The sequence below is a fragment of the Bartonella sp. B1099 genome, from assembly GCF_944801835.1.
Taxonomy (GTDB): Bacteria; Pseudomonadota; Alphaproteobacteria; order Rhizobiales; family Rhizobiaceae; genus Bartonella.
The window spans coordinates 856,731-881,767 of record NZ_CALYLN010000001.1; the positions used below are offsets into that span (position 1 = coordinate 856,731).

At 36.1% G+C, this 25,037-nt stretch carries 10 protein-coding genes and 1 pseudogene; 9 read left to right on the plus strand and 2 right to left on the minus strand.

What is annotated here, in order from left to right:
* Window positions 1–498 precede the first annotated feature (498 nt).
* Window positions 499–1,275, minus strand: a complete 777-nt coding sequence (locus NNJ73_RS03660; protein ID WP_254492764.1) for a trans-aconitate 2-methyltransferase — start codon at window positions 1,273–1,275, stop codon at window positions 499–501.
* 568 nt (window positions 1,276–1,843) lie between these two features.
* Between NNJ73_RS03660 and NNJ73_RS03665 the strand changes: the two genes are divergently transcribed.
* The 7 genes and pseudogenes from NNJ73_RS03665 to NNJ73_RS03695 all read left to right on the plus strand — a co-directional run bounded on the left by NNJ73_RS03665 (window position 1,844) and on the right by NNJ73_RS03695 (window position 14,858).
* Window positions 1,844–3,055 (plus strand): MFS transporter, encoded by a 1,212-nt coding sequence (locus NNJ73_RS03665; RefSeq protein WP_254492765.1) that lies wholly within the window; start codon window positions 1,844–1,846, stop codon window positions 3,053–3,055.
* Between the two features lie 184 nt (window positions 3,056–3,239).
* Window positions 3,240–4,389, plus strand: a pseudogene (locus NNJ73_RS03670) (tyrosine-type recombinase/integrase).
* Window positions 4,390–4,599: 210 nt separating this feature from the next.
* On the plus strand, window positions 4,600–4,800 hold the full coding sequence (locus tag NNJ73_RS03675; protein ID WP_254473274.1) for an AlpA family transcriptional regulator: 201 nt from the start codon (window positions 4,600–4,602) through the stop codon (window positions 4,798–4,800).
* Window positions 4,801–4,903: 103 nt separating this feature from the next.
* Window positions 4,904–5,293, plus strand: a complete 390-nt coding sequence (locus NNJ73_RS03680) for a toprim domain-containing protein (protein WP_254493174.1) — start codon at window positions 4,904–4,906, stop codon at window positions 5,291–5,293.
* A 6-nt stretch (window positions 5,294–5,299) separates the two neighbouring features.
* Window positions 5,300–6,877, plus strand: coding sequence for a YfjI family protein (locus NNJ73_RS03685; protein WP_254492173.1), 1,578 nt, complete (start codon window positions 5,300–5,302; stop codon window positions 6,875–6,877).
* A gap of 615 nt (window positions 6,878–7,492) precedes the next feature.
* Window positions 7,493–12,460 carry a type ISP restriction/modification enzyme gene (locus tag NNJ73_RS03690; protein WP_254492174.1) on the plus strand — a complete coding sequence of 1,656 codons (4,968 nt, stop codon included), beginning with the start codon at window positions 7,493–7,495 and terminating at the stop codon, window positions 12,458–12,460.
* Window positions 12,461–14,096: 1,636 nt separating this feature from the next.
* A complete protein-coding gene (locus tag NNJ73_RS03695; protein ID WP_254492766.1) occupies window positions 14,097–14,858 on the plus strand; it encodes a hypothetical protein in 762 nt (253 codons plus the stop codon).
* Between the two features lie 1,769 nt (window positions 14,859–16,627).
* On the opposite strand, the gene NNJ73_RS03700 is transcribed toward NNJ73_RS03695, so the two are convergent.
* Window positions 16,628–16,897, minus strand: coding sequence for a hypothetical protein (locus NNJ73_RS03700; RefSeq protein ID WP_139412706.1), 270 nt, complete (start codon window positions 16,895–16,897; stop codon window positions 16,628–16,630).
* A gap of 941 nt (window positions 16,898–17,838) precedes the next feature.
* Between NNJ73_RS03700 and NNJ73_RS03705 the strand changes: the two genes are divergently transcribed.
* Window positions 17,839–18,363 (plus strand): helix-turn-helix domain-containing protein, encoded by a 525-nt coding sequence (locus tag NNJ73_RS03705; RefSeq protein WP_254492767.1) that lies wholly within the window; start codon window positions 17,839–17,841, stop codon window positions 18,361–18,363.
* Between the two features lie 676 nt (window positions 18,364–19,039).
* Window positions 19,040–24,652 carry a Vomp family autotransporter gene (locus NNJ73_RS03710; RefSeq protein WP_254492768.1) on the plus strand — a complete coding sequence of 1,871 codons (5,613 nt, stop codon included), beginning with the start codon at window positions 19,040–19,042 and terminating at the stop codon, window positions 24,650–24,652.
* Window positions 24,653–25,037 lie beyond the last annotated feature (385 nt).

Genomic DNA, 25,037 nt, shown 5'->3' on the forward strand with positions numbered 1-25,037 from the left:
ACACGCAATATTATAATCGGTACACATGTTCATAAACAGTTAGTACATCTATTATTGTACAGGTCAAGTTGTTTCGATAGGGGTATGATAATAAAGTTGAATGCTGATATTTACTGTAATGATAGTTCATTTTCAGAAATTTAAGTAGCGGGGGCGGCTAGATTTTTACTACGTCTTTTGCAGTTGTACTCTTCTGATAAAGGGTTATTTTACTGGATGATAAGCACAACTATTTCTGAGAGCTATATTTTGTCTTCTCAAGAGTGTTTCTGCTTAATGCAAGGGTGTGGGGTATTCTTGATCATTGTTGCGATAAGCTTGGATTTTGAGCTGGCAATAATCCTCATTATCGGACAGAAATTAATGATGGTCTTAGATTGAGGTACGTGAGTGCAGCTTTAGGTGGCTTTTTATACAACCAATTGGGGGAGGATGACTCCATTGTTTTAGGATATTATAACGCGTTAAAAGATAATGGAGAGAACCATAGATGTAAGATTATTTTATGTAGATGTAGAGTTCACTTCGATACAAAAGTTCCAAATTTCCTTGCACTTCATATTGTTTTGTCAGTGTAACCAATTGCTGCAAGTATTTTTCTCCATGGCTGGCAATGGCGCGTTGCGCTTGCGTTGAAGAGCGGCTCATACCCATAAAAGCTTCGGATGGGATTGTCATCGTCCAATTATGTGTATGTAAAGCAACCTTTTCTGGATTGACTCCAAGGCCACCACGCATTTCTTGTAAAAAATCAAAATTACGATAATAACGGGAATAGTGAGGGCTCATCTCCTCTAATAATGTTTCGTAAGCAGCTAGAAATTGACTATTTTGAAAATCGCGATTGTTTTGAATAACCGCCATGACACCTCCAGTGCGAAGTTGATTTGAGACAGTGCTAAGCAATAGGGGGCGATCCATCCACTGAAACGCTTGTGCCGCCACAACAAGATCAACCTTGCCGATTTGGGGCAAGAGGCTTTCGGCTTTACCGTGATACCACTGTACAAAAGGAAATTTTCTTTTCCCCTGCTTAATCATATCTACTGAAACATCGATCGCATGATATTGATGTTCATTGCCTAGAAGTTTGACAATTCCCTCTAATGCGATGCCTGTTCCAGCTCCCACATCCACAATGGACAAATGTTTTTTATCTTTAAAAGGAAGCAGCATGATTTTAAATAAGCTGAGAGGATAGCGTGGACGATAGCGATCATAATCATCAGCTAATCCATCAAATTTTTCACTTTGCGGTTGAATGGTCTGTAGCATGTGATGTGGTCCCCCTCACGAATTGCACTGTGCATAAAGAAGCTCTCCTTTGTCCATTATGTCAAGTAAATTCTAAAAGAAAGTTGAGTGGGAGCTGCTCTTTGACACCTTCTATAGGGTTGATATTTACATTCTTCTTTGCTTCAAATGATGCATTTGGAAAGCCTATTGTTTTTTACGCAAATTATTCCGAGATCCCATACATTCCTCTAAAAATCTGTTTCATTTCTGGTGCGATTATCACTTTAATGTCCTTTATGAGTATCAAATTTATAACCTGTTTGCGGAAACGATCAATCCTAAATACTTTATCGTAAAAATGAGATCATCTATTCGCTTTGTAACTGTTACAGTTAAAACAACACATTTCAGCGCTACTATTGTCTATGGCGCAAATGTAACTCTTAATGAGAATAGAAATATTTATGAATCTTCAATATTTTAAAATTACCCTACATGATACCTAGAGTTTTTTCTTAAATTTAATGAATCACAATAAGAGCTAAGTATATGTTTTCAAACGTGATTATACAGCATCGTGAATGACGTGTGTATGAGGGGATGATTTATGTTCATCGTAAATTTGAAAGAACGCGCTGCTCTATTCGAGAATAGAACTTTCCTCTATTTTACCTTGAGTGGTTTGTTTGCGACATTTGGAAATGGGCTCAATTATATTGCATTATCATGGCTTGCCTACCATCAGACGAATTCAATTCGTGGTGTAGCGTTGATGATGCTTTTTCTTTGGGCACCTAGCATTATTTTTGCACCTATTTTTGGCATATTGGCGGATAAATATAATCGTAAAGCACAGATTATCATTTCAAACTTAGCGCGAGGTTTTATAATTGTGGGTTGGGTAATGCTTTGGCAGTTTGGCATAGCAATCGATTTGATGATCTTATCTGCTTTGTTGGGTATTTTTATTTCTTTTTATATGCCATCAGTTGTTCCTTTAATCCAAAGTATTGTTCCCCAAAAACAGCTCGTCAATGCAAATGCGACCATTGATATGGTCTATGAACTTGGCACTATTATAGGTATGGGATTGAGTGGATTTATACTCGCCTATGCAGGAACAAAAGGAACACTTCTGATAGGCGGTGTATTTTTTATTATTGCTGGTTTGTTTAATTTTGCAATGAAGGTACCTAAAAACCGTAGATCTAAAAATCAAAGTAAGCAAAACTGGTGGGAAAATTATACAGCATCCCTTCATTATTTTAAGCAGAATCCGGTTCTTTTTATGCCTTATATAAGCCAGATAATTATTATGACGCTTTTAATGACCATCCCTGTTATTCTGGTTCCTTATACACAAGAGGTTTTAAGCAGGGATAGTGGAACCTTTGCAATATTTGAGGTGCTTTATTCTATGGGCGTATTGACAGGAGCGCTTCTTTCGCCACTTCTTTGCAAAATTTTATCCATAAGGAAAACCTTGGCATTTTTATTAGCTGTTATGGCTATTGGACTTGCTATTTTGTCTGTTAATACACACATTTTTGTTGTTTTTCCTATTTACTTTATGATTGGATTTGGACTTTCGAGTTGGGCTCTTTCAATTTCTTTATCGCAACTCTCTTGTGATCCTGAATACCAAGGAAGATTGCAGGCGAGTTTTAATGGTCTCTCTGGATGCTTTATCCTCGGAGTCTATCTCATTATGGCAAGTGATAGCAGTAGCATATCACCACAATCGATATATTTTCTTCAAAGCATTGTTGCGCTTGTGGGAATATTCATCGTGCTGTTTTATAAACATGAAAAACGATAAATTACATTGATAACGTATTGATTTATAATGATAATTTACTGTTTTGCATATTGAATGAGAGTCCCGAATACCGTAAGATTCTCTCATTTCAAATCTGTTTATCTTGAATCAATCAAAACCACTCATTTGCACACCACAAGCGGGGCTGGCGTGTGGGTAAAATTTATACAAGAAAGGACTAAAAATGGCTCTTATGAACCGTCTTAATGCAAGATCTGTCGCAACATTGGGAGCTGGCAAATAGTGTGATGGTGCCGGCTAAAGATGGTGGTGCTCAATGGCTTTATCGTTATACCATTCACGGGCGCCGTCGTGAAATGGGCTTGGGTGCCTTAAGACATGTCTCTTTAAAAAAAGCCCGTGAATTGGCAAACCAATGGCGTTCTGTTTTACATGATGGGCGTGACCCTATTAAAGAACGTGAAAAACAAAAGCGTGAAGCAATGCGTAATCTCCATTATTTAAAAGATATCGCTTTGGATACTTTTGAAAGTCGTAAAGCTGAATTAAAAGGGGATGGGAAAGATGGACATTGGTTTGCACCTTTGCGGCTTTATATTCTCCCTAAATTAGGCTGTCTGCCCGTTTCTGAGATTACACAAACAGAGATACGCAATACCCTTGCCCCTATCTGGCATACAAAAGCTGATACAGCGCGTAAAGCACTGAATCGTCTTAATATTTGTCTCAAACATGCGGCTGCCTTAGGATTGAATGTTGATTTACAAGCAACAGAAAAAGCACGCGCTCTCTTAGGAAAGCAACTCCATAAAGCACAAAATATACCAGCCATGGATTGGAGAGATATACCGGCTTTTTATAAAACACTTTGCGAAAAAACAACCCTAACACAACTGGCTTTGCGCTTGCTTATCCTTACAGGGGTTCGTGCCAATTCCTTGCGTCATATTCGTGAAGATCAAGTTGAGGGTGATATCTGGACTATCCCTGCTGAGAATATGAAAGGTAGACGTGATGCTACAACAGAATTTCGCGTGCCTTTATCATCAGAAGCATTAGACATTTTAAAACAAGCGCGTTTGCTTTCTCGCAACGATTTCTTTTTTTCTGCAACCGGTCGTGGTCCTCTTGCTGATAAGTGTATGGCACACTATATGCAACAGATTGGACTTGAAGCACGTCCGCATGGATTTCGCTCTAGTTTACGCGATTGGCTTGCTGAAACAACCGATGCCCCCTATGAAGTCGCTGAAACCATTCTAAGTCATACAGTTGGAGGGCAAGTGGAACGTGCTTATCGTCGTACAGATTATTTAGAACAGCGCCGTGTTTATATGGATAAATGGGCGGCTTATGTCACAGGTCAATCTTAAGATATGGGGTGTAATACCCCATTATCTGTGGATAACTTTAGCTCTCTTTTCTCTCATATCGTCTCAATAAGATTCATAAATTATCGCATTAGAAAATATATGATAAAATACTGTTTTCTATAAACTAAATACCTTTCAAATGATGCAAAAATATGGTTAATAAATGCTTATGATTTGTTCTCATTTTTTAATATTTGAAAGGATTTTAGTATGATAGAAAATGATATTCTTTTAACAGACCGTGAAAGTGCAAAACTGCTTCATATGAGTGTCTCAACTTTCCGCCGTCATGTGACCAATGGCTCTCTTCCAAAACCTTTAAAATTTGGTTTTTTATCCCGTTGGTTACAATCGGATCTTACCAATGTTATCGAACAAGCAAAACAGCAACGTCAAAGTGATGCGGCATAAAAAAACCTTGTCACATAAGGATGGACAAGGCTTTTCATTTTCACACGAAGTTAATGAAGTGCAGAGTCCGTCCTATGATGCAATCATTATAGGATCAAAAAATATGTTTTCTTTTACGAATGTGCAGGGCATTACACGTGCCTTGCATGGGATTTGGCATGGGCGTTATGGACTTGCCCGTTGTCCAGCCCATGATGATCAATTGCCTAGTTTATCCATTGCCAATGGACATGATGGGCGTCTCTTACTCACTTGTTATGCTGGCTGTTCTTTTAGAAAGATCATACAAGCGCTTAGAAGAATTGGCTTGCTTGGGAAACAAGCCTTTTTAAAAGCCAATGGCTGCAAAACAGATCAAAAACCAGCAGATGATGCGGGTCGTAAAGCAGATTTTACTTTAGCAAAGCGTGCTTATAGCCAAGGCTTTGAGGTCTTTATCATGCAAGCTCCAAAAGGAACCGATTTTAACGATTTTCTCTATCATTCAAGGTAAAGTAATATGAAACAAGATAATAAAAATATTTTAGAGAAGAATACCCCCGTCAATGATAACGATAATGCCTCTTTAAACGATAATACTTGTTTAAAAGCCATTCCTTATGAACAAGCCTTGCAACAAAATGGTTGGGGGGAATTAAAACCGATTGCTACGGCTCTCTTACCCGTCGAACCTTTTAATCCATTACAGCTCCCAATGCCATTCATGGACTATATTTATGACGTTTCAGAGCGTCAACAAGCCCCTCTCGATTTTATGGCTGTCTCTGCTTTATGTGGTTTGGCTGCTGTGATTGGTAATGGCGTGCGAGTTGCTCCAAAACAATATGATGATTGGACTATTGTTCCTAATCTCTGGGGCGCTCTTATTGGTCAATCGTCAACATATAAAACACCAGCCATGAAAGCCGCTTTAGCTCCAATCACGTGCCTTCAAAAACAATGGTATAAAGAGTGGTTAAAGCAGAAAGAAAGACTAGAGAGTTTAGACAAGAGAGAAAAGGAAAGAGAAGCCAATAAAGCGCTTAAAAAAGGAGAGTGTGAAACAGCCCGTGCTCTCTTGTTTGAAACGCTCTCTAAAGACAGTGCTCATGATGATGATGTCTCGCGTTTTATTGTCAATGATGTGACCGTCGAAAAGCTTGGGGAATTGTTAAAAGAAAACCCCCGTGGTCTCTTAATGGTCCGTGATGAATTATCTGGGTTTTTAGCCAATTTGGAGAGAAAGGAATATCAAACAGACCGTTCTTTCTATTTAACAGCTTTTAATGGAGATGATCAATTTACCTATGACCGTATAGAGCGTGGAACCATTTTTATTCCTAATGCAACCCTTTCTGTCATTGGGGGCATTCAACCTTCACGAATTATTCCACTCATTCAAGCCATGCACCGTGGAATAAACGATGACGGTTTATTACAACGATTTCAAATGCTGGTCTTTCCTGATGAACGAAAAGAGCGTAACTGGGTTGATAGACCTCCCAATCAAAAGGCATGGGAAAACTATCAAGGGGTCTTTCGTTCTCTTTATGATAAACCTTTAGGATCACCAAAACACCCCATGACTATACGCTTTTCTTCTGAAGCTCAAGAGATGTTTCGTGAATGGTGGGAAAATTTTCAAAGAACGATCAAAGGGGGAAAATTCTCTACAAGTTTACAATCATATCTTTTGAAAATGGATAAAACTATCCCAACCCTTGCGTTGATTTTTGAACTGTGTGAAGGTGGGCGTTTTGAAATTGGACTCTATGCCATCACAACAGCATTGTGTTGGGAAAAATATCTGATAAGTCACGCAAAACGTCTTTATGCGGCGCATGATACATTAACAGCAGAGCGTGCAAAATTGATTGTCGAACGCTGTGATTGTTTACCCGATGTTTTTACGGCAAGGGATATCTATAGACGATGTTGGAGTTCTTTAAAAGATAAAGAAGCTGTGAAGCAAGCTTTAGAGCTTTTATGTCGTTCTAATCACCTGCGAAAAAAGTTTATAACACATCAGACAAGTGGACACCCTAGCGCCTATTATGAATGGCATCCTTTGGTCAAAAACAACAGCATAAAACAATAACACCTCTTTTGAAGTTTTTAAAACAATCACACAAAACTCTTTTTATAGCATTCTCATTAAGTAATTTTTTTCCAAAAAAAATGATCTGAATGACTTTGTAAAAAGAGTTTTGTCAGTGCTGTCAGTCTTGTCAGTTCTTTTTAGCCCCCCCTTTCTATATATTTTTTAATCAAAAATAAAAGTTATTATATTTCAATAGATTAATGACTTTAAAACACAACTCATATCAATGGTGCAATCTTTAAAAATAACCAATGATGTAAATTGATTAAAACCTGTCAGTTATCTGTCAGTAAATTGAACTGACACAAATACCCTTTTCAATGATTTATAAAACTTATCAAAATAATCATTATGATATTTTAAGCGCCCATAGTGAATTTGTCTTGAGTAACACATCAAATGAATAGCAAATTTCACTATTTTGCTGATCTGATCTTTCTCATAGGCTGTTGATAAGTATCCTTTTAAAAACTCTTTTGAAAAAATTATCGGCTTTTTAGCAGTTTTTTCCCATTTTTATCGATATTTGTTTTAAACGCATTTAATTGAATTCGTTTTGATTCTTTTGATGGTTATTGATCATCTTATAAGGCAAGGGATTTTTATTGTAATATGCTGCAATCTGTTAAGTCTGATAATAAACACGTCACGCTACGTTCTCTGTTGGAATATTATCGTCAACAAGCAACTTCAAATGCTAAAAAGGGAAAAATTTTTGAAGATTTTATTAGCAAATATCTTATGCATGACCCTATCCATTATGGACGCTATGAAAAGGTTGAAAGCTATTTTGAATGGGCTAAAGAGCGTGAGGATTGGAATAAAAATGATATCGGCATTGATCTGGTTGCAAAACTTCGCAATCAAGAAGGCTATGTGGCTATTCAATGTAAGTTTTATAAAGCAGACCATCAGATCAGTAAAAAGGATATTGATAGCTTTATCGCAGCCTCTGGAAAAGACATCTTTAAATATCGCCTTCTCGTTGATAGCACTGAAAGTGAATTAAGTGACAATGTGAATGCCATGATTAAAGGACAAGCGATACCCGTTTATCGCATTGACCTTCGTCATATGGAAAACAGTCGTATAGATTGGCAAATATTTGCAACAAAACAAAAAGTTGTTCTGAAAGTTACAAAAGAACCTCGTCCCCATCAGAAAGAAGCCATCAAGAAAGTCTGTGAAGGTTTAAAAGAAGCAGACCGTGGCAAGCTAATTATGGCATGTGGAACAGGCAAAACGTTCACAAGCCTTAAGATAGCAGAGACCATAGCGGGAAAAGGCAAGCGTGTGTTGTTTTTGGTGCCTTCTCTTGCTTTAGTCTCACAAACAATCCGTGAATGGACACTGGACACACAAATTCCCTTGCGTTCCTTTGCGGTGTGTTCGGATACAAAAGTAGGAAAGCGTCGTAAAAACCAAGATGACATGGTTGGCATGGAAACATCAGATCTTGTTCTTCCTGCTACAACAGATGCAAAAGCCCTTGCCAAAGAAGCTTGTGAAAACTTCGCAGAGGCAATGACGGTCATCTTTTCAACCTATCATTCCATTCAAGTGATTTCCGATGCGCAAAAGGAATATGATTTACCCGAATTTGATCTGATTATTTGTGATGAAGCACACCGTACGACTGGTGCTTCATTGGGAACTGATGACAATGAATCTGAATTTGTCAAAGTTCATGATAACAGCATTATTCGAGGTAAAAAACGTCTGTACATGACAGCAACGCCTCGTATCTTTAGTGAGACTGCCAAAAGACGGGCTGATGAGATTAATGCCGTTTTGGCGTCCATGGATGATGAAGCGCTTTTTGGAAAACAACTCCATCATTATACCTTCACTGAAGCTGTCGAGAATGAACTTTTAACCCCTTACAAGATTGTGGTCTTAGGCATTGATGAAACCTATATCACACCAGCCATACAGAAGATTATTGCCAATGAAGACCGTGAAATTGATTTAGATGATGCGGCAAAAATTATTGGCTGTTATAGAGCACTGACTAAAATAGATAAGGAAGCAGCTGTTGATGATGATGATACAGAGCCCATGCATTGTGCCTTAGCTTTTTGCAAAGATATCAATACTTCTAAATATGTCACAAAGCTCTTCAATAAAATTATCGAATCTCATATCAATGATTTCCTTAAAGATGTACCCTTTTTGAATTGTGAAGTAAGACATATTGACGGAAAGCAAAGCGTCAAAAAACGCAATGAAGAATTGGATTGGCTGAAACAAGATGCTGGTCACAATGTTTGTCGGATCTTAAGCAATGTTCGGTGTCTTTCAGAAGGGATTGATGTTCCTGCTCTTGATGCCATCATGTTTTTACACCCGCGCAATAGCCAAGTGGATGTGATACAGGCGGTGGGGCGTGTGATGCGTCGTGCCAAGGGAAAAAAGACAGGCTATATCATTTTACCTGTTATCATTCCCTCGCATTTAGAAGCCAAAAAAGCTTTACGGAATAATAAGAAGTACCATGTTGTTTGGCAAGTTTTGAATGCTTTACATTCTCATGATGAGAGGCTGGCTCGAACGATTAATCAAATGTCTTTAGGACAAGATAGCAGCCATACGATTGAGATTATAGAGATTAAGCGTGACAATGAATTAAAAGAACTCACCACAACAGTTGATGAGGTCCAGATACAATCAAAAGGAGAAAGTTCTGGACATGTTATTGGAACAGCAGCAAGCAACTCTCAATCGACTACAGAGCAAGGAGAATTATTCCGCCCTTCTGAATTTGTTGATTTTATCAAGACAATTTTTCTGGATAGTTTTAAAATCACGGATTATTGGGGCATATGGGCTGGCAATGTTGCTGAGATTGCACAAAACCATATCAATCGTCTTAAAGATATGCTTGTGGACGAAAAGAGTGAAACTTTTCATGCTTTTGATGCCTTTCATAAGGAACTAAAAAACAACGTAAATAGTGAAATCAAACAAGAAGAAGCTGTTGAGATGTTAGCCCAACATCTTGTAACGCGTCCCGTGTTTGAAGCTTTGTTTGATGGCAATAAGTTTGTACAGAACAATGCTATCTCTCAAGCCATGGAAAAGATTTTAGCGAAACTGGATAAAACCAATATTGAGGAAGAAGCAAAAGATCTTGATAAATTCTACAAAAGTATCACGTTCTGTACAGCAGGGATTACCGAACCTCAAGCAAAACAGAATCTTATTATCAAACTTTACGAAGATTTTTTTGCCAAAGCTTTTAAGAAAACCACGGATAGGCTTGGAATTGTTTATACCCCCGTTGAGGTTGTTGATTTTATCATTCACTCTGTTGATGATGTCTTGCGCAATGAATTTGGGAAAAGCTTAGGGTCACGTGGTGTTTCTATTCTTGACCCTTTTACGGGTACTGGTACCTTTATCACACGGTTGTTACAATCCAATCTCATCAAACTAGAGGATCTGGAATATAAGTTCCGTCATGATATTCATGCTAATGAGATTGTTTTACTGGCTTATTACATAGCCGCCATTAACATTGAATCGACCTATCATAGTCTTATGAAAGGAGAGTACATTCCTTTTAAGCATATTGGTTTGACCGATACCTTTCAGATGCTTAAAGAAAAAAACTTGATAGACGGCATACTCAAAGAAAACAGCGAATATTTAGAACACCAGAAAAATCTAAATATCAAAGTTATCTTTGGCAATCCCCCTTATTCGGTAGGACAAAAAAATGAAAACGATAATGCAAAGAATAGTCCTTATCCCATACTAGATGACCGTATTCGTGAAACTTATGCGGATCAATCTAAGGCAACCAATATGCGAAATCTTTATGACAGTTATATCCGCGCTATCCGCTGGGCTAGTGATCGTATAAAAGACCGTGGTGTTATTGGTTTTGTGACAAATGCAAGTTTTGTAGATACGAAATCTATGGATGGTTTGCGAAAGTGTCTCGTTGAAGAATTTAGCAGCCTTTATATTTTCCATTTGCGGGGGAATGCACGAACTTCTGGAGAACAACGTAAGAAAGAAAGTGGTGGAATTTTTGGAGAAGGATCTCGAGCTCCCATTGCTATTTCCATTCTCGTCAAAAACCCAGAATCTCAACAGCGTGGTAAGATATATTTTCGTGACATTGGAGATTATCTTAAAAGAAAAGAAAAACTTACGATAATTGAATCCCTTAGTAGCATTGACAGTATTACACGAAGTAAACAAGGTTGGCAAATAATTATACCAGATGAACATGGTGATTGGCTTGGACAACGTGATGACAACTTTAAAACATTCCTAGCATTAGGTGATAAGAAGGGAAATAATAAAAAGCTTTTTGAAAATTTTTCTTGCGGTATCACGACCAGCCGTGATGCTTGGGCATACAATTCGAGCCGTAAAGCTTTAGCTAACAACATGAGTAATATGATTACTTTCTATAACCGTGAAGTAGAACGTTTTAATGAGATCTATCCACATGCTGACCATAAAGAACGTACAAAGGCTGTAAATAATTTTGTCAATTCAGATGTAAAAAAAATCAGTTGGAGCCGTGCTCTTAAACAAGATTTATTAAAAGGAAAGATTTTCAACTTCGAAGAGGCATGCCTTACGCAAAGTTTGTATCGTCCTTTTACACAACAGTGGCTTTATTATAATCGTATCTTCAATGAAATGGTTTATCAAATGCCGCGCATATTTCCTATAGAACAAGTGGTTGAAAATAAAGTCATACAAATTACAGGTACAGGAGCAATGAAGGGATTTTCTGTACTTATGACTAAGGATGTACCTAACTTGGATTCAATAGAAAAAAGCCAATGCTTTCCACGCTATATTTATGAAGACACTACGGTTTTAAAAAATAAAAGTGAGAAACAATCCCATTTATTTTTAATTTCTACAGAGGAAAACAACACAACTGGTTTACAGAGGCATGATGCCATTACGGATGAAGGTCTAGCCCATTTTAAAGCGGCTTATCCAAATGAGAATATAACAAAGGATGATTTATTCTATTATGTTTACGGAATTTTACATTCGGAAGATTATCGTGCCCGTTATGCTGATAACCTCTCTAAAGAATTGCCTCGTATCCCTTGTGTAAAGAGTGTTGATGATTTTTGGAAATTTGTTACAGCAGGGCGTGAACTGGGTCATTTGCATGTGAATTATGAAGATGTGGAGCCTTATCCAGTCACATTTAAAAAAGGCAATCCAAAATTAACTGATATCTCTAATCCAGAAAAATTCTACTACGTTACAGAAATGAAATTCGCAAAAGTTAAGAATAGTAAGGAAAAGGATAAATCGACAGTTATTTATAACAGCAACATTACAATGACAGATATCCCTCTTGAAGCTTATGAGTATATCGTCAATGGCAAGCCTGCTCTTGAATGGGTTATGGGGCGTCAATGCGTAAAGACTGATAAAAAAAGTGGTATTATTAATGATGCCAATCGCTATGCTGTTGAGACCGTTGGAAACCCTGCTTATCCATTAGAATTGTTTCAAAGGGTTATTACTGTAAGTTTAGAGACAATGAAGATTGTTAAGAACCTACCAAAATTAGAAATTAGAGAAACTGAATAGACTTATTAAGGTATGCTCATATAATGGGTATGCTATCTTATAAGGGGTATAGAGCCTTATAATCTATACCTCTTTTATTAAGTTGATTAGATACAATCTTAAAAGAAATAATTTATCATGCGTTATTCTAAAAAAAGAAGCTTTGCACTTTTAAACACTCTTATTTGGATTGCTTTAAGACTTTTAAGAAATCCCATCTTAAATAGAATACACTTCTTTTGGATTGCTTTTAAGAGATTATACCGTAATCTCAAATGATAGCTTTATTGTTTTCAAAAGCTTTGTTTAAAGAGAATTTTATCTATAGGTTTTGACAGTGTTTAAAACCCCCAAAACCCCTACAAAACCCTCTTAAATATATATTAAAGATTGTATTTACGTATTGTGTTTAATATAGGTTGTTTATTTGAAATATTAACATATTGAAATATAATAACTTTTATTTTTGATTAAAAAATATATATAGAGGGGGTGTAAAAAGAACACCCAAAACCCCCTAAACCTCCAAAACTCATAACCATAATAATTTTAATAGCATTTCTTATGATTATACCCCCTTTCTATTGAAAGGCTTTAAAGGATCACATGCTTTCATAAGACATGTTTTAATCACTCACTAAAATGATTACTTTTGTCAGTTCAATTTACTGACAAATAACTGACACATATATATTATGAGTTGAATTTATGGTTGTATTGTCGATATAGGTTGTATCATTAAAATGCTAATATATTGAAATATAATGTTTTTAATTTTTCTCTCATTTAAAAAAAATAATATAGGCTCTAAAAAGAACTGACTAAACTGACAAAAATGACAAAAGCCTATTAAAAGGAATTTTACTGATCTCTATAATTATCAATCTCTCTTTAGATGCTTTCATAAAAGCAATAAATCACAATTATCCTATTTATAATCTCTCTTATGAAAATGAAAAATGATGCGGTGGCTATAAAGATTATAACAGCTATAAAGCACACGTGAAAAAAGCAGGGTTTCATAATCATAATGCATTTTCATAATTACGTTGCAAATGAATGCATTGGTTATAAAGACAGCCCTTATAAAAGGCTGTTAAGTTGCAAATGTGTTATAAAAAGAAATTAACAGAAATCTTTAAAACCATTTAGTAAAAAACAAATACGTTATAAAGTTAAAAATACGCATGATGAGAGCGTTTTTAAATATTATAAATGTATAGATTCAAAAAATAACGCAATCTCTTAATAAAGCCCATAATATAGCTTTAAAATCACATAATACAAAAGAAGCAATTCATAAGCATATGATAAATATTTACACACAATGCATTTAAAAAAATCATAAAAAATATCAAAAAAAGATAAAATATTATTTGACAATAAATACGTATTTTGCTATATAAATACTCAAGTGATTGAAAAACACTTTAAACAGTAAGCGGATAGGTTACGAAACAACCTTTCCAAAGTCTTTAAAATAGTGACTATCTTTTATGCTGTGATTGGCATATAACGATTTTGTCGGGTGTGCTTACACCATATAATACCCTTATGGGAAAAGTGTAAGCAACGGACTTACTGCCGTGTTTTTCAACACCCGACGCCTCTATAGAAGGTGTCAATTGAAAAACGTATAATCAGTAAGGTTTTGACTATGAAAACTATATCAAAAAACACCCCCGTTATTTCTAACATTTCAAATGAAACCGCTTCTGTTAACAAACAAGAGCGTGCAAAAAAATATGAATTTATTGATGATTGTGAATATATAGATGGTCATTTCTTAAAGCGAATTAGAGCTTTAAGAGATTTTGATGATGTCAAGGCTGGCGATCTAGGTGGCTATATTGAAAATGAAAGCAACTTATCACACTATGGCAATTGCTGGGTTTATGATGAGGCTCTTGTTTATGGCAATGCTGAGGTTTATGGCAAGGCTGTAATCACTCGATATGCAAAAATTTATGACCATGCTTGTGTCTATGACAGTGCTCATGTCGCAGGGAATGTTTATGGCAAAGCTCATGTGAGTGGTTGCGCCCGTGTTTATAGCAATTCCCATATTTATAATCATGCGCGCGTTTCTCATGATGCTTTTGTTTATGATCATGCAAGGATCTATGGTCATTCAAAGGTTTCTGGGTCTGCTTGTATTTACAGCAGTGCAAAAATTTATGGACAAGCTGCTATCAAAGGCTTTGCAAAGATTTATGGCAAGGTCTATGGCAATGCTATAGTGAGTGGTCGTGCCGCGGTTTATGGCTCTGTTTATGGCAATGCGAAAATCTCTGGTTATGTCAAGGTTTGGGGTCGTGCCTATGGAAGAGCAAAAATAGATACACAAAGTAAAATAAAATTGGTTCCTGATAATTATGAGGTCTATAAAAGCGATGAGGTTGTAAAGATTGAGAAATAAAACAAATAATAGTATGTGAGTGCCTTCTTTATGGCTATAAATGCATTATAAGCATTGTTTAAAACGTATCATAAAAGAGAGAATTCAAAAAGAAAGCCGTGCCATTAATATGACGCGGCTTTCTAATTTTGATTCTAATGATTAAAATTAATCACTCGCAATGGAGTAATGATGCCTATATACAAAACGTATCATATTGCAAGCGCTCTATTGTCGTTATGAAAACTTATCAAAAGGAACGTAAAGGATAGGTATAATCTTGATAGCATTCATTTGAATGAAAGAAAATATAAACGCTTTTATGGCTATCAAACGTATCAATAAAATGCCCTTTTCTTTAAAGAGATTCATTTGAAATAAAGCACATAATCACAATGCTTCTTTAAAACGTTTTAATATACTACTAAGCTCAAAATTGAGTTGAGTGAATTCAAATAACTGACATTCTAAAATAAAAACCTATCAAACAAATCAAAACGCTTTCATAAAATATAAGGCTTTTAAAATTGGCTCTGCTGTGAAATCTAGATCTTTAAATGAAACGTTCTGAAAAGCAAATGATAACTAAATTATAGCTGTTATAAAAAGAGGTTTTCAACGTTTCTTATAAAGATCTCATTTTATGTTTCAAACGTTTAAACGTTCACTTAAAGAGGTTCTCATAAGCATCTTTTCATTTTGCACTCAATTAACCAATCCAATTTTGGAGGCGTTAACTTTAGAATAGAGCATTTTTTGAACAGCATTGTTTTTTCTAAAAATTAAGTAAAATCCCATGCCTTTATGATGTTACAATGGTTTTGAATTTTGTTTGCTTATCTTTGTTTCAATAGGTGCCTCCAAATTTGGATTGCCCCCATTTGGTTTCGTATTTTTAAACGATAACTTTTAAAATGTTTGTTGTTCGCTTGCTATATCATTAAAAAGGCTTTTGATTTCATAAGATATAACGTTTTGAATTTCATATTTGTTGTGATGATAGTGTCTGTATATAACTGCCTATCATTTTCTAAATTTTTAGTAAGCGTTTTAAAAACGATTTTGTTTTTAAATCTTTTATGCAATCTTATAAATGAAAATCTATAAGCTTATAAAAGTTTCAAACGATTATTTTCCTTTTAAGGTTTCGCTCAAAAAAGAGCAAAATACATACCATTCTTTAAACCCATGAAATTATGTTATCGATAATTTAAAACGACTAAATTTTAAAACAATGCGATTTGTGAGTGATAAAAACGTATCATAAAATTTATGAACTGTTATGAATGATAGCTGCTTTTCATTTCATTTGAATACACACATGCGTTATAATATTTACATCATGATTTGCTTTTTATGCTCTATTCATACACGGCAATCTTTTATAAAAATGGTCAAATGAATCACGTATAAAAGGATGGATTCTTAAGTGAATTCATATAAAATAATTGCACTCAACATATTGACTTTATTCGCTTTTTATGTATAATACACCATCATACATTGAAGTTTAGTAAAACTATATGCTATTTTATAAACATTTACGAGGCGGCATATTTCATATTTTGCTTTTAAAGGAGATGGCAAACTAAGGTTTGTACTTTTAATGAAGAAAGTATAGCTTTATATTGTTATAAAATACTCTTTATTTTTTGATGATGACCAACAAGGGGTTATGCGTTTTTTTTTAATTCACTGGACTCTTGTAAAGAGGCAAGGGCGCAACACTTTAAAGCTTCTTAAAAATTTTTTTGGGTCAAAGTGCTCTATCATACGGGAAGAATATTACACTATTTTTGTTTTTCAAAATCCATACGAAAAATTGCATCAATTTCATCTTCATTGGAATGAGCACTTCTGCGACGATTCAAGGTTTGCACAATCTCTTTTTTTAAAAGCGTATCTGTTTCACTTAAACGGAGAATACTGAGTTCCAATTCAAGAGATAAAGCTAAATCTACACACAATTTAAGCTCTTCTCCAATGTCAAAACCACGTTGATAGTCATCATAAAGACCAACCAGTGTATCGGATAACTCCTTACCGCATAAAGAGGTCATACTAAATCCCTCCACGTTACGGCTTTTTGTACAGTTTTGGTTTGTTTAAGGATCACTCCACTATCATCACTCAGAGTTTCCATATATACGAGCCTCATGGTTTTATCAATTTTATGCAAAATACGCACTTCTAAATCAATGTCTATTAAAAACTTTGTCACTCCAAGACTTTGAAGTGCCCAATTGTAAATATGGATGGCAATGCGTTTATTATAGAACTTATAGCATTTAAAATACATTGCAAAAAGGCTTTTAATTTGCGCATAAAAAGAATATTTTGGCAATACACAAAATACCCTTTTTATTGCTAAATCATAGCTAAATCAATGCCATTAATATCTACATAAGCAGGCATAGTTTGTAAACGTTCAGCTTTTTAAGAATGTGTAATAATCTCATTTTTTGCAGAAGTGAAATTATTTTGCCTTTTTTATATTGAGTTTTAGACATTAATAAACCTTTTGTCTTATAAAAAGCTATGAGAAGTGCATTTGCATGTTTTTATAATAAGATTTCAGTGATATATTGCACAGCACGCAATGAAGAGAACCACATGGTTTTTTTACTGCTGTGAGACATATGTCTGCGCTTTTTGAGAGAGCCGTTGATAAGAACTTTGCTCAACGGGCATACAATTGGCCATAGCAGGTATTGTTTTTTCATGAGAGAATGCCCAAATGTTTTTGACACTGAAGGTCGATATTTGGTAAACTTTCACGCGTTTTGCCTAGGGGGATGAGAGTAAGGGCTTGGCAAAACACTATGGCGGTCGCATTTTTTGTGTAATTGTCATGATTTTCAGCTCCTGCTGAAATGGATGCTGTAACATCCGTTTTTGTGGGGTTATGTATGTGATAACTGCTTTTTTTAAGAGCAGTAACGACAGATGTAAATCAATATAATTGTTTAGTCGACTATTATATTGATTTTGGAGTAATTTTTTGGCTCGTCCGGAAGCAAAACCTAAAACTGAGTTGGCAAAACGTTTTCGTGAAGTGCGTCATGCTCTTGGTTTCACAGAGCGTAAGCAGTTTGCTGAACATCTTGGAATCACTGCTGGCTCTATAGGAACTTATGAAACGGGTATCAGTGAACCTACAGCCTCTGCGCTATCTAAATATCAAGAAATTTGCGGTGTTTCATTGGATTGGCTTGTAACAGGTAATGGCGAGATGTTTTCAGATATGGCAAAGGCGAAAGCGGCTGGTTTAAAAGCACAAGCAATCCCTGCTGGTTTGATGAAAAAGCTTGGATATTTAGCTTATACAACATATCATGATGCAAACATAACACTTTCTCCTGAAGATGTTGCGGAATTAGCAGCAGAGCTTTACGGAAAATTACAAGAGCTTATTGAAAACCTCAACGACATAGAAGAAGTCGAAGCCACTTTGCCACTTTTAAAATTGCATTTAAAGCGTAGAATTGAAGCTGAAAAGGCACATAAAACGCCCCAAGGCATATGAATTACAGCCTTCAAAAATAAAATTCTCTTCTGCTATAAGTTTGAAGAAAAATGCATTGAGTGATAAAAACATCTATAAAAACAATAAATTATACATATTTTTTTAATTTTTTTCAATATTCTATATTTCTTATGAAAATAATAATCCTCTAGAATAGGTTATCCCATAACAAAGAACGAAGTTTCATAGGGGGCATAATCTATTAGATTATAAAATAAGTCTAAAAAGTTATAATTTTCATACAGATAAGCACAACTGTTATAAAACAACGCTTTTTGTCTTTCATAAGAAGTATTTTTGCAAATTTATAAAAAATTATTTTTTACACTCTTGCCATTCATCTGTTGCGCTTTATTTGAAAAGTAGAATTGCTCTTTAGTGAAAAAAACTGTTTTTGTTAAGAGATAAAACGCAGTGTTTTTGAATGGAGATAAAGGTATATTTTCAAAGTCTTGTGTTTTTATTTATTTTTTAGCTTGAATCCCTCTAGCTAAAAGGGTTGGGGACTTTTCTAGATTTGATGTTGTTGCAAAGATTTTAGGCTGATGCTGGGTGAGTATCGGTATCAGGGGGGGATATATTGATTTATTGTTTTTTTGAGGTGCGCAAACGAGGGTTTTGCCATGAGGTTTTTTGCGCGTTGTAATGATGTTGAGCTCTGTTGGAGGAGGTTCTTATGAAAAAATATTCAAAATCAAATTTGCTTAAAGCGGTCTCATTAGGAACTGCCATGGCCACACTTTTATCAAGTGTCTCTCCCGTTTTCGCTGCGGGTGTTGGCATAACAGGAGGGGCATTTTTTAATACAAGTGGTCCTGAGGTTCTTTATCCGCGTGGCAGTCATGGGAGTATTGTCTTTGCTGGTGATAATGATTTCTGCGGTGTGGACAATGTTGTTGGTCGTGGAGGTAAGCAACAGGAAACAATTACTGATGATCGACGAATACCTGTAAAAGAGCAATATGAGAGATTCATCTATGGTTACAATGCCACGACTGTAGGCAATCCTTATGGAGAAAGCACTAGTAAGGTTACTTGGATGAGTGAGGGAAAACTCACTAACAATAATAGTTATATGGGAAAAATGAGCACTGACGGTAGTGAGAATATTATGCCTGAGGCTTATGGTGTTTATTCTTTTGCAACGGGTTGTGGTTCTGCTGCAATGGGGAATTATTCAACAGCATTTGGTGCTGGTGCAACTACAAAGGCTGGTGGAGCACAGGCTTTTGGTGTTTCTGCACTTGCAAGTGGTAAAGCAAGCGTTGCTATGGGGGTGGGATCAGAAGCATCAGAAGAGGCTACGGTTGCTATTGGTGGACTTGCAACTGCCTCTGGTAAAAGTACTGTTGCTGTAGGAGCAGAGGCAAAAGCAGAAAAAGAATATGCGATTGCTATCGGCGCAAGGGCTGAAGCGAAAGAATCAGGAGCTATTGCAATAGGTGGTGTCAAGTCTGAAAGAACAGAAGGAGTATCTCCTCAAAGAAAAGCAATAGCAGAGTCTCAAAATGCCATTGCCATAGGTTCGCATACTTACGCTAAAACAGAAGATTCAGTTGCGATTGGTGCAAATGCACAGGCGTTTGCTGAGGATAGTGTTGCTATAGGTGGTGGTTCTATCTCTGATAGAAAAAAAGGTGTAAATACTTATGATCCTACAACAGGTCAAAAAACGGATAAAAGAACCGGTCTTGCATGGAAAAGCACGGCAGGTGCTTTTAGCATTGGTGAAGTTGGAGGTCGCGATGGTAAAGGTAACCTAACACGGCAAATTACAGGAGTAGCAGCGGGAAGTGAAGATACCGATGCAGTTAATGTTGCACAGTTAAAAGCTATGAGAGATGTCATAGCAGGAGGAGGAAGTTGGCAAATTTCTGCTAACAATAAAGATTCTACAGCTGTTAATGCAGGCAATACAGTAGATTTTTCAGTGACAAATAGTGGCGAAGGAAAAGATAACTTAAAGATTACAAAAAACAATGTAGATAGTAAGCATAACATTCAATTTACTTTGGCTGATGAGCTTAATTTAACAGAGGTCACCACAGGTCACAGCTTTATGAATGATGATGGCTTTTACACTAAGAATGGTAATGACGACGGCCCAAGTATGACTGGTCACGGTATCAATGCTCACAATACACAGATTGAGAATGTGGCAGATGCGACTGCAGAGCATCAGGCAGTGAATTTGGGGCAGCTGAAAGACTATGTAAAAAAGAACGGTGGCGGTGGTTGGAAACTTAGTGTTAACAATCAAGAAGCTACAGATGTTAAACCAGGAAATACAGTAAAGTTTGTTGCTGTTGAGAAGGGAGAAGGTAATACAAAAAGTCAGAATATTAATATTACGAAGGATGATGGCCACACTGTAAAATTTGATTTAGCTGATAATATTAAGTTAACGAGCGTTACCACAGGGGATAGCAATATGAGTGGTGATGGCTTTTTTATTAACGGTGAAGATGGTCCGCGCATGACTATTGATGGTATTAATGCCGGCAATCAAGCCATTACAAACGTGGCAGAGGCGACTGACGATAATGAAGCAGTGAACTTAAAGCAGCTGAAAGAATTTTCAGCAAAAGCAGGAGGCTGGAAGCTTTCTATTGAAAATGGAAAAGCTACAGATATTGATGCAGGCAGCACAGTCAATTTTTTTGCTATTGGGGATAATAATGCTGGTAAAAAAAATATAAAAATTGCAAATACAAATGGGAAAAACATCTCTTTTGATTTAGCTGATAATATTAATGTAATGTCTGTTAAAGCAGGACAAAGCATTATGGATGCTACTGGCTTTAGATTTGAAAATGGTGAAGGACATAATGATGGACCGAGCATAACTGTTAATGGCATTCATGCTGGTGGTAAAACAATTAAAGGAGTAGCAGAGGCGACTGAAAATGATGAGGCAGTGAATTTTGGGCAGTTAAAAACTATAAAGCAACTTGTAGAAAATGGTTGGAAGCTTTCTGTTAATGGCGGTGATGCTACCGATGTTAAAGCTGGTAGCAAAGTAGATCTTGTTTCTGCAGATCAGGATGGTGGCAAAAATATCAAAATTGAAAAAAACAACGGCAATACAGTCACCTTTGCTTTGAATGAAAGTATTAAAGTGAAAAGTATCACTACAGACAATAGCATTATGAATGGTGATGGTTTTGGGTTTGTTGATGGTGGTGGACCAAAAATAACTTTTGGTGGTATTCAAGCTGGTGATAAAAAGATTACCGGAGTAGCAGAGGGGACTAACAATACCGATGCAGTAAATTATGGACAGTTGAAAGAGGTAAGGACACTTGCAGAAAATGGCTGGAAGCTTTCTGTTGATGGTGAAAATGCTACAAATGTTAAAGCTGGTAGTACAGTAGATCTTATTGCTTATAAAAGTAATGAGGGGCACAAAAATATCACAATTGAAAAAAACAATGACAACAGTAATAAAGTCACCTTTTCTTTGAATGATAAGCTTAAATTGACGAGTGTTACTACAGGTAACAGCATTATGAATAATAGTGGCTTTGGATTTGTTGATGGTGGTCCCAAAATAATGGAGAGTGGCATTCAAGCTGGTGGTAAAAAGATTACCGGAGTAGCAAAGGGGACTGACAATACCGATGCAGTAAATTATGGACAGTTGACTGAAATAAAAGATCAGATAGCAAGCAATAGCCTTGTTAAATGGGTAGAAAATCAGAAGCTTATTACCATTGGTAAGGAAAAAGAGGGCACGAAAATTGATATTGCAAACAAATCAGGTGATGCTCGGACAATTTCTGGTGTTGAAAAAGGAGGATTGTATGAAGATTCAATTGAGGCAGTAAATGGTTCACAACTTTGGGATACGAATCAAAATGTTGCTCATATTGATACGAAAGTTACTGCTATATCAGATGCAATTATCAATATTGGTGAGGAAATTCACGGACTTTCTCAAGATGCTTTACGTTGGAGTGAAAATGAACAAGCGTTTGTTGCACGTCATGGTGAAGACGGTAATAAAACAAACAGCAAAATCACATTTCTTAAAAATGGCGATATTTCAGAAAAGTCAACAGATGCTGTAAATGGTTCTCAAATCCATTCTATGGGCAGTGAAATTGCAAACTTCTTTGGTGGTAATACTTCGTTCAAAAATGGTGTTTTTACAGGACCAAGATATAATTTGACTATTATTGATTCAAATGGTGGAGTAAATAAAAAGGAGTATAATGATGTTGGCTCAGCTTTGTCAGGGCTTGATATGAATATAAGGAATGTTAATCATCATTTTATAAATGCAATGAATGACATTGCCTCTTATTTTGGTGGTGGTGCTGGATATGATGAAAATAAAGAATGGCATGCTCCTACTTTCCAGGTCTATCATATTGATGCTAATGATACTGTCTCTAAGAAACCCTATGATAATGTGGCGGGTGCTTTTGAAGGCGTGAACAATACTTTTAAGAATATTCATAATCAAATTTCTGATATAACAAAAAATAGTCTTGTTAAGCAGGAAGAAGACGGTCTGATCACCGTTGGTAAGGAAACAGGTGGCGATAAAATTAGTGTTGCAAATAGAGATAGTAAAGAGAGAACCATTTCTGGTGTGAAAGAAGCAATGCTTTCTATAACTTCAACAGATGCTGTAAATGGTTCGCAGCTTTTCAAGATTGCCCAAAAAACATCGAAGTACTTTGGTGGGAGCACGGATGTAATTAACGGTATAGAGCCAGCTTTTGTTATTGATGGAAACCCATATAATAATGTTACAGAGGCATTTACTGGTGTGAATATTTCTATCCATAAGATTGATAACAAAATCTCTGATTTGGAAAAAAATAATCTTGTTAAGCAAGAAGGAGGAGTGTCAGGTATTATCACCATTGGTAAGGATACAGCTGGTACTGAAATCAATATTGCAGGATTTGGAAAGGTAGCACGCAAAATTTCTGGTGTGCGGGAAGCAGAGAAGGGCGATGAAGCTGTTAACAAAGACCAACTTGATAAAAGTATAGAGAAAATTTCTAAAGATATTGAAACAGCAAGTGCTGCTGCGGTTCTCTACGATAAAAATGCAGATGGTATTGTTAATTATAGTAGCGTAACTTTAGGTGGCGATAAAAACAACGGACCAGTTGCTCTTCGCAATGTCAAAGATGGTGACATTTCTGCTAATTCAACAGATGCAATCAATGGCAGCCAGCTTTATTCCATAAGTAATCAACTTGCTGCTTATTTTGGCGGTGGTGCTAAATATGAGAATGGCAAATGGACAGCACCTCAATTCACGATTGTTCAAGTTAATGCTGATGGTACGACAGTTGAGAAAACCCACAATAATGTTGCTGATGCCTTTGGTGACGTCAATAAAAATATGTCAAACATTAATAACCGTATTGATGATGTCATCAACAAGGTCGATTCAGATGCTTTAAAGTGGAATAAGGATAAAAAAGCCTATGATGCTACTCATGATGGAACACCAAGTAAAATTATTAATGTAGCCAATGGTAAAATTGAAAAAGGTTCCAAAGATGCGGTTAATGGTGGACAACTTTGGCAAACCAATGAGCGTGTTGCAAAGGTTGAAAATCGTGTTACGGATGTTGAAAAGCATGTTGAGATTATCGATAAAAGAGTTGATAATATTTCCAATACGATTGGGGATATTGGGGACATAGTTACCAATATTGATGTTAAAGTTGATAATATTGATAATAAGGTTAACGATATTGCTGAGGATGCTGTTCGCTATGACAGAGATGAAAACGGCAACAAGACCAATAAAATCACTTTAAAAGGTGGCGATCCTAGTGAACCTGTTATGATTGACAATGTAGCTGATGGCAAAATTGAGAAAGGTTCGAAAGAAGCTGTAAATGGTGGTCAACTTCATGACTACACCAAAGAACAGATGGAAATCGTTCTCGATGAATCGAAGCGCTACACAGATCAACGGATTAATAATATTACGATTGATGCTATTGACGAAGCTGTTGATAAGTCCAAACAATATACCGATATGAAGTTTGATGCTTTAAATTACAGTATTGAGAGTGCGAAAAAAGAAGCAAGACAAGGTGCAGCTATTGGTTTAGCAGTGTCTAACTTACGCTACAATGATACACCTGGAAAATTAAGCGTTGGATTTGGTACAGGTTTATGGCGTAGTCAGTCTGCATTTGCCTTTGGTGCTGGTTATACTTCAGAGAATGGAAATATTCGGTCTAATGTATCTGTTACTACTTCTGGTGGTCATTGGGGTGTAGGTGCGGGATTCAATATGACATTGAACTGATAATCAACAAACCAGATAAAAATTCTTTTCACCCTTGTCTTATGAGGCAGGGGTGAATTGTTTTTTACATCTATAAAAGATATGGATAGAGAGATTGATAAGGGATATAATGATAACGACAGGTTTTAAAAACAGAAAAAATTTTTACGATCTCGGCAAAGTCTGCACCTTTTTCAAAAGAAAAGATGAATTAGTCTGACTCTTTACAAAACTGTAAATTTACGATTCACCTTCGGGTAAAAAACAGATTGAGTTTGACTGGAGAAGTGATAGAAATAATATGCTAAATGAGTCTGCGGTAACTTAAGCCATCTCTATTTTCATCATTTGTTAGAGCCTGTGAAGAGATTATTTTCAGGGATAACAATGAAACTAAAAATGCCCC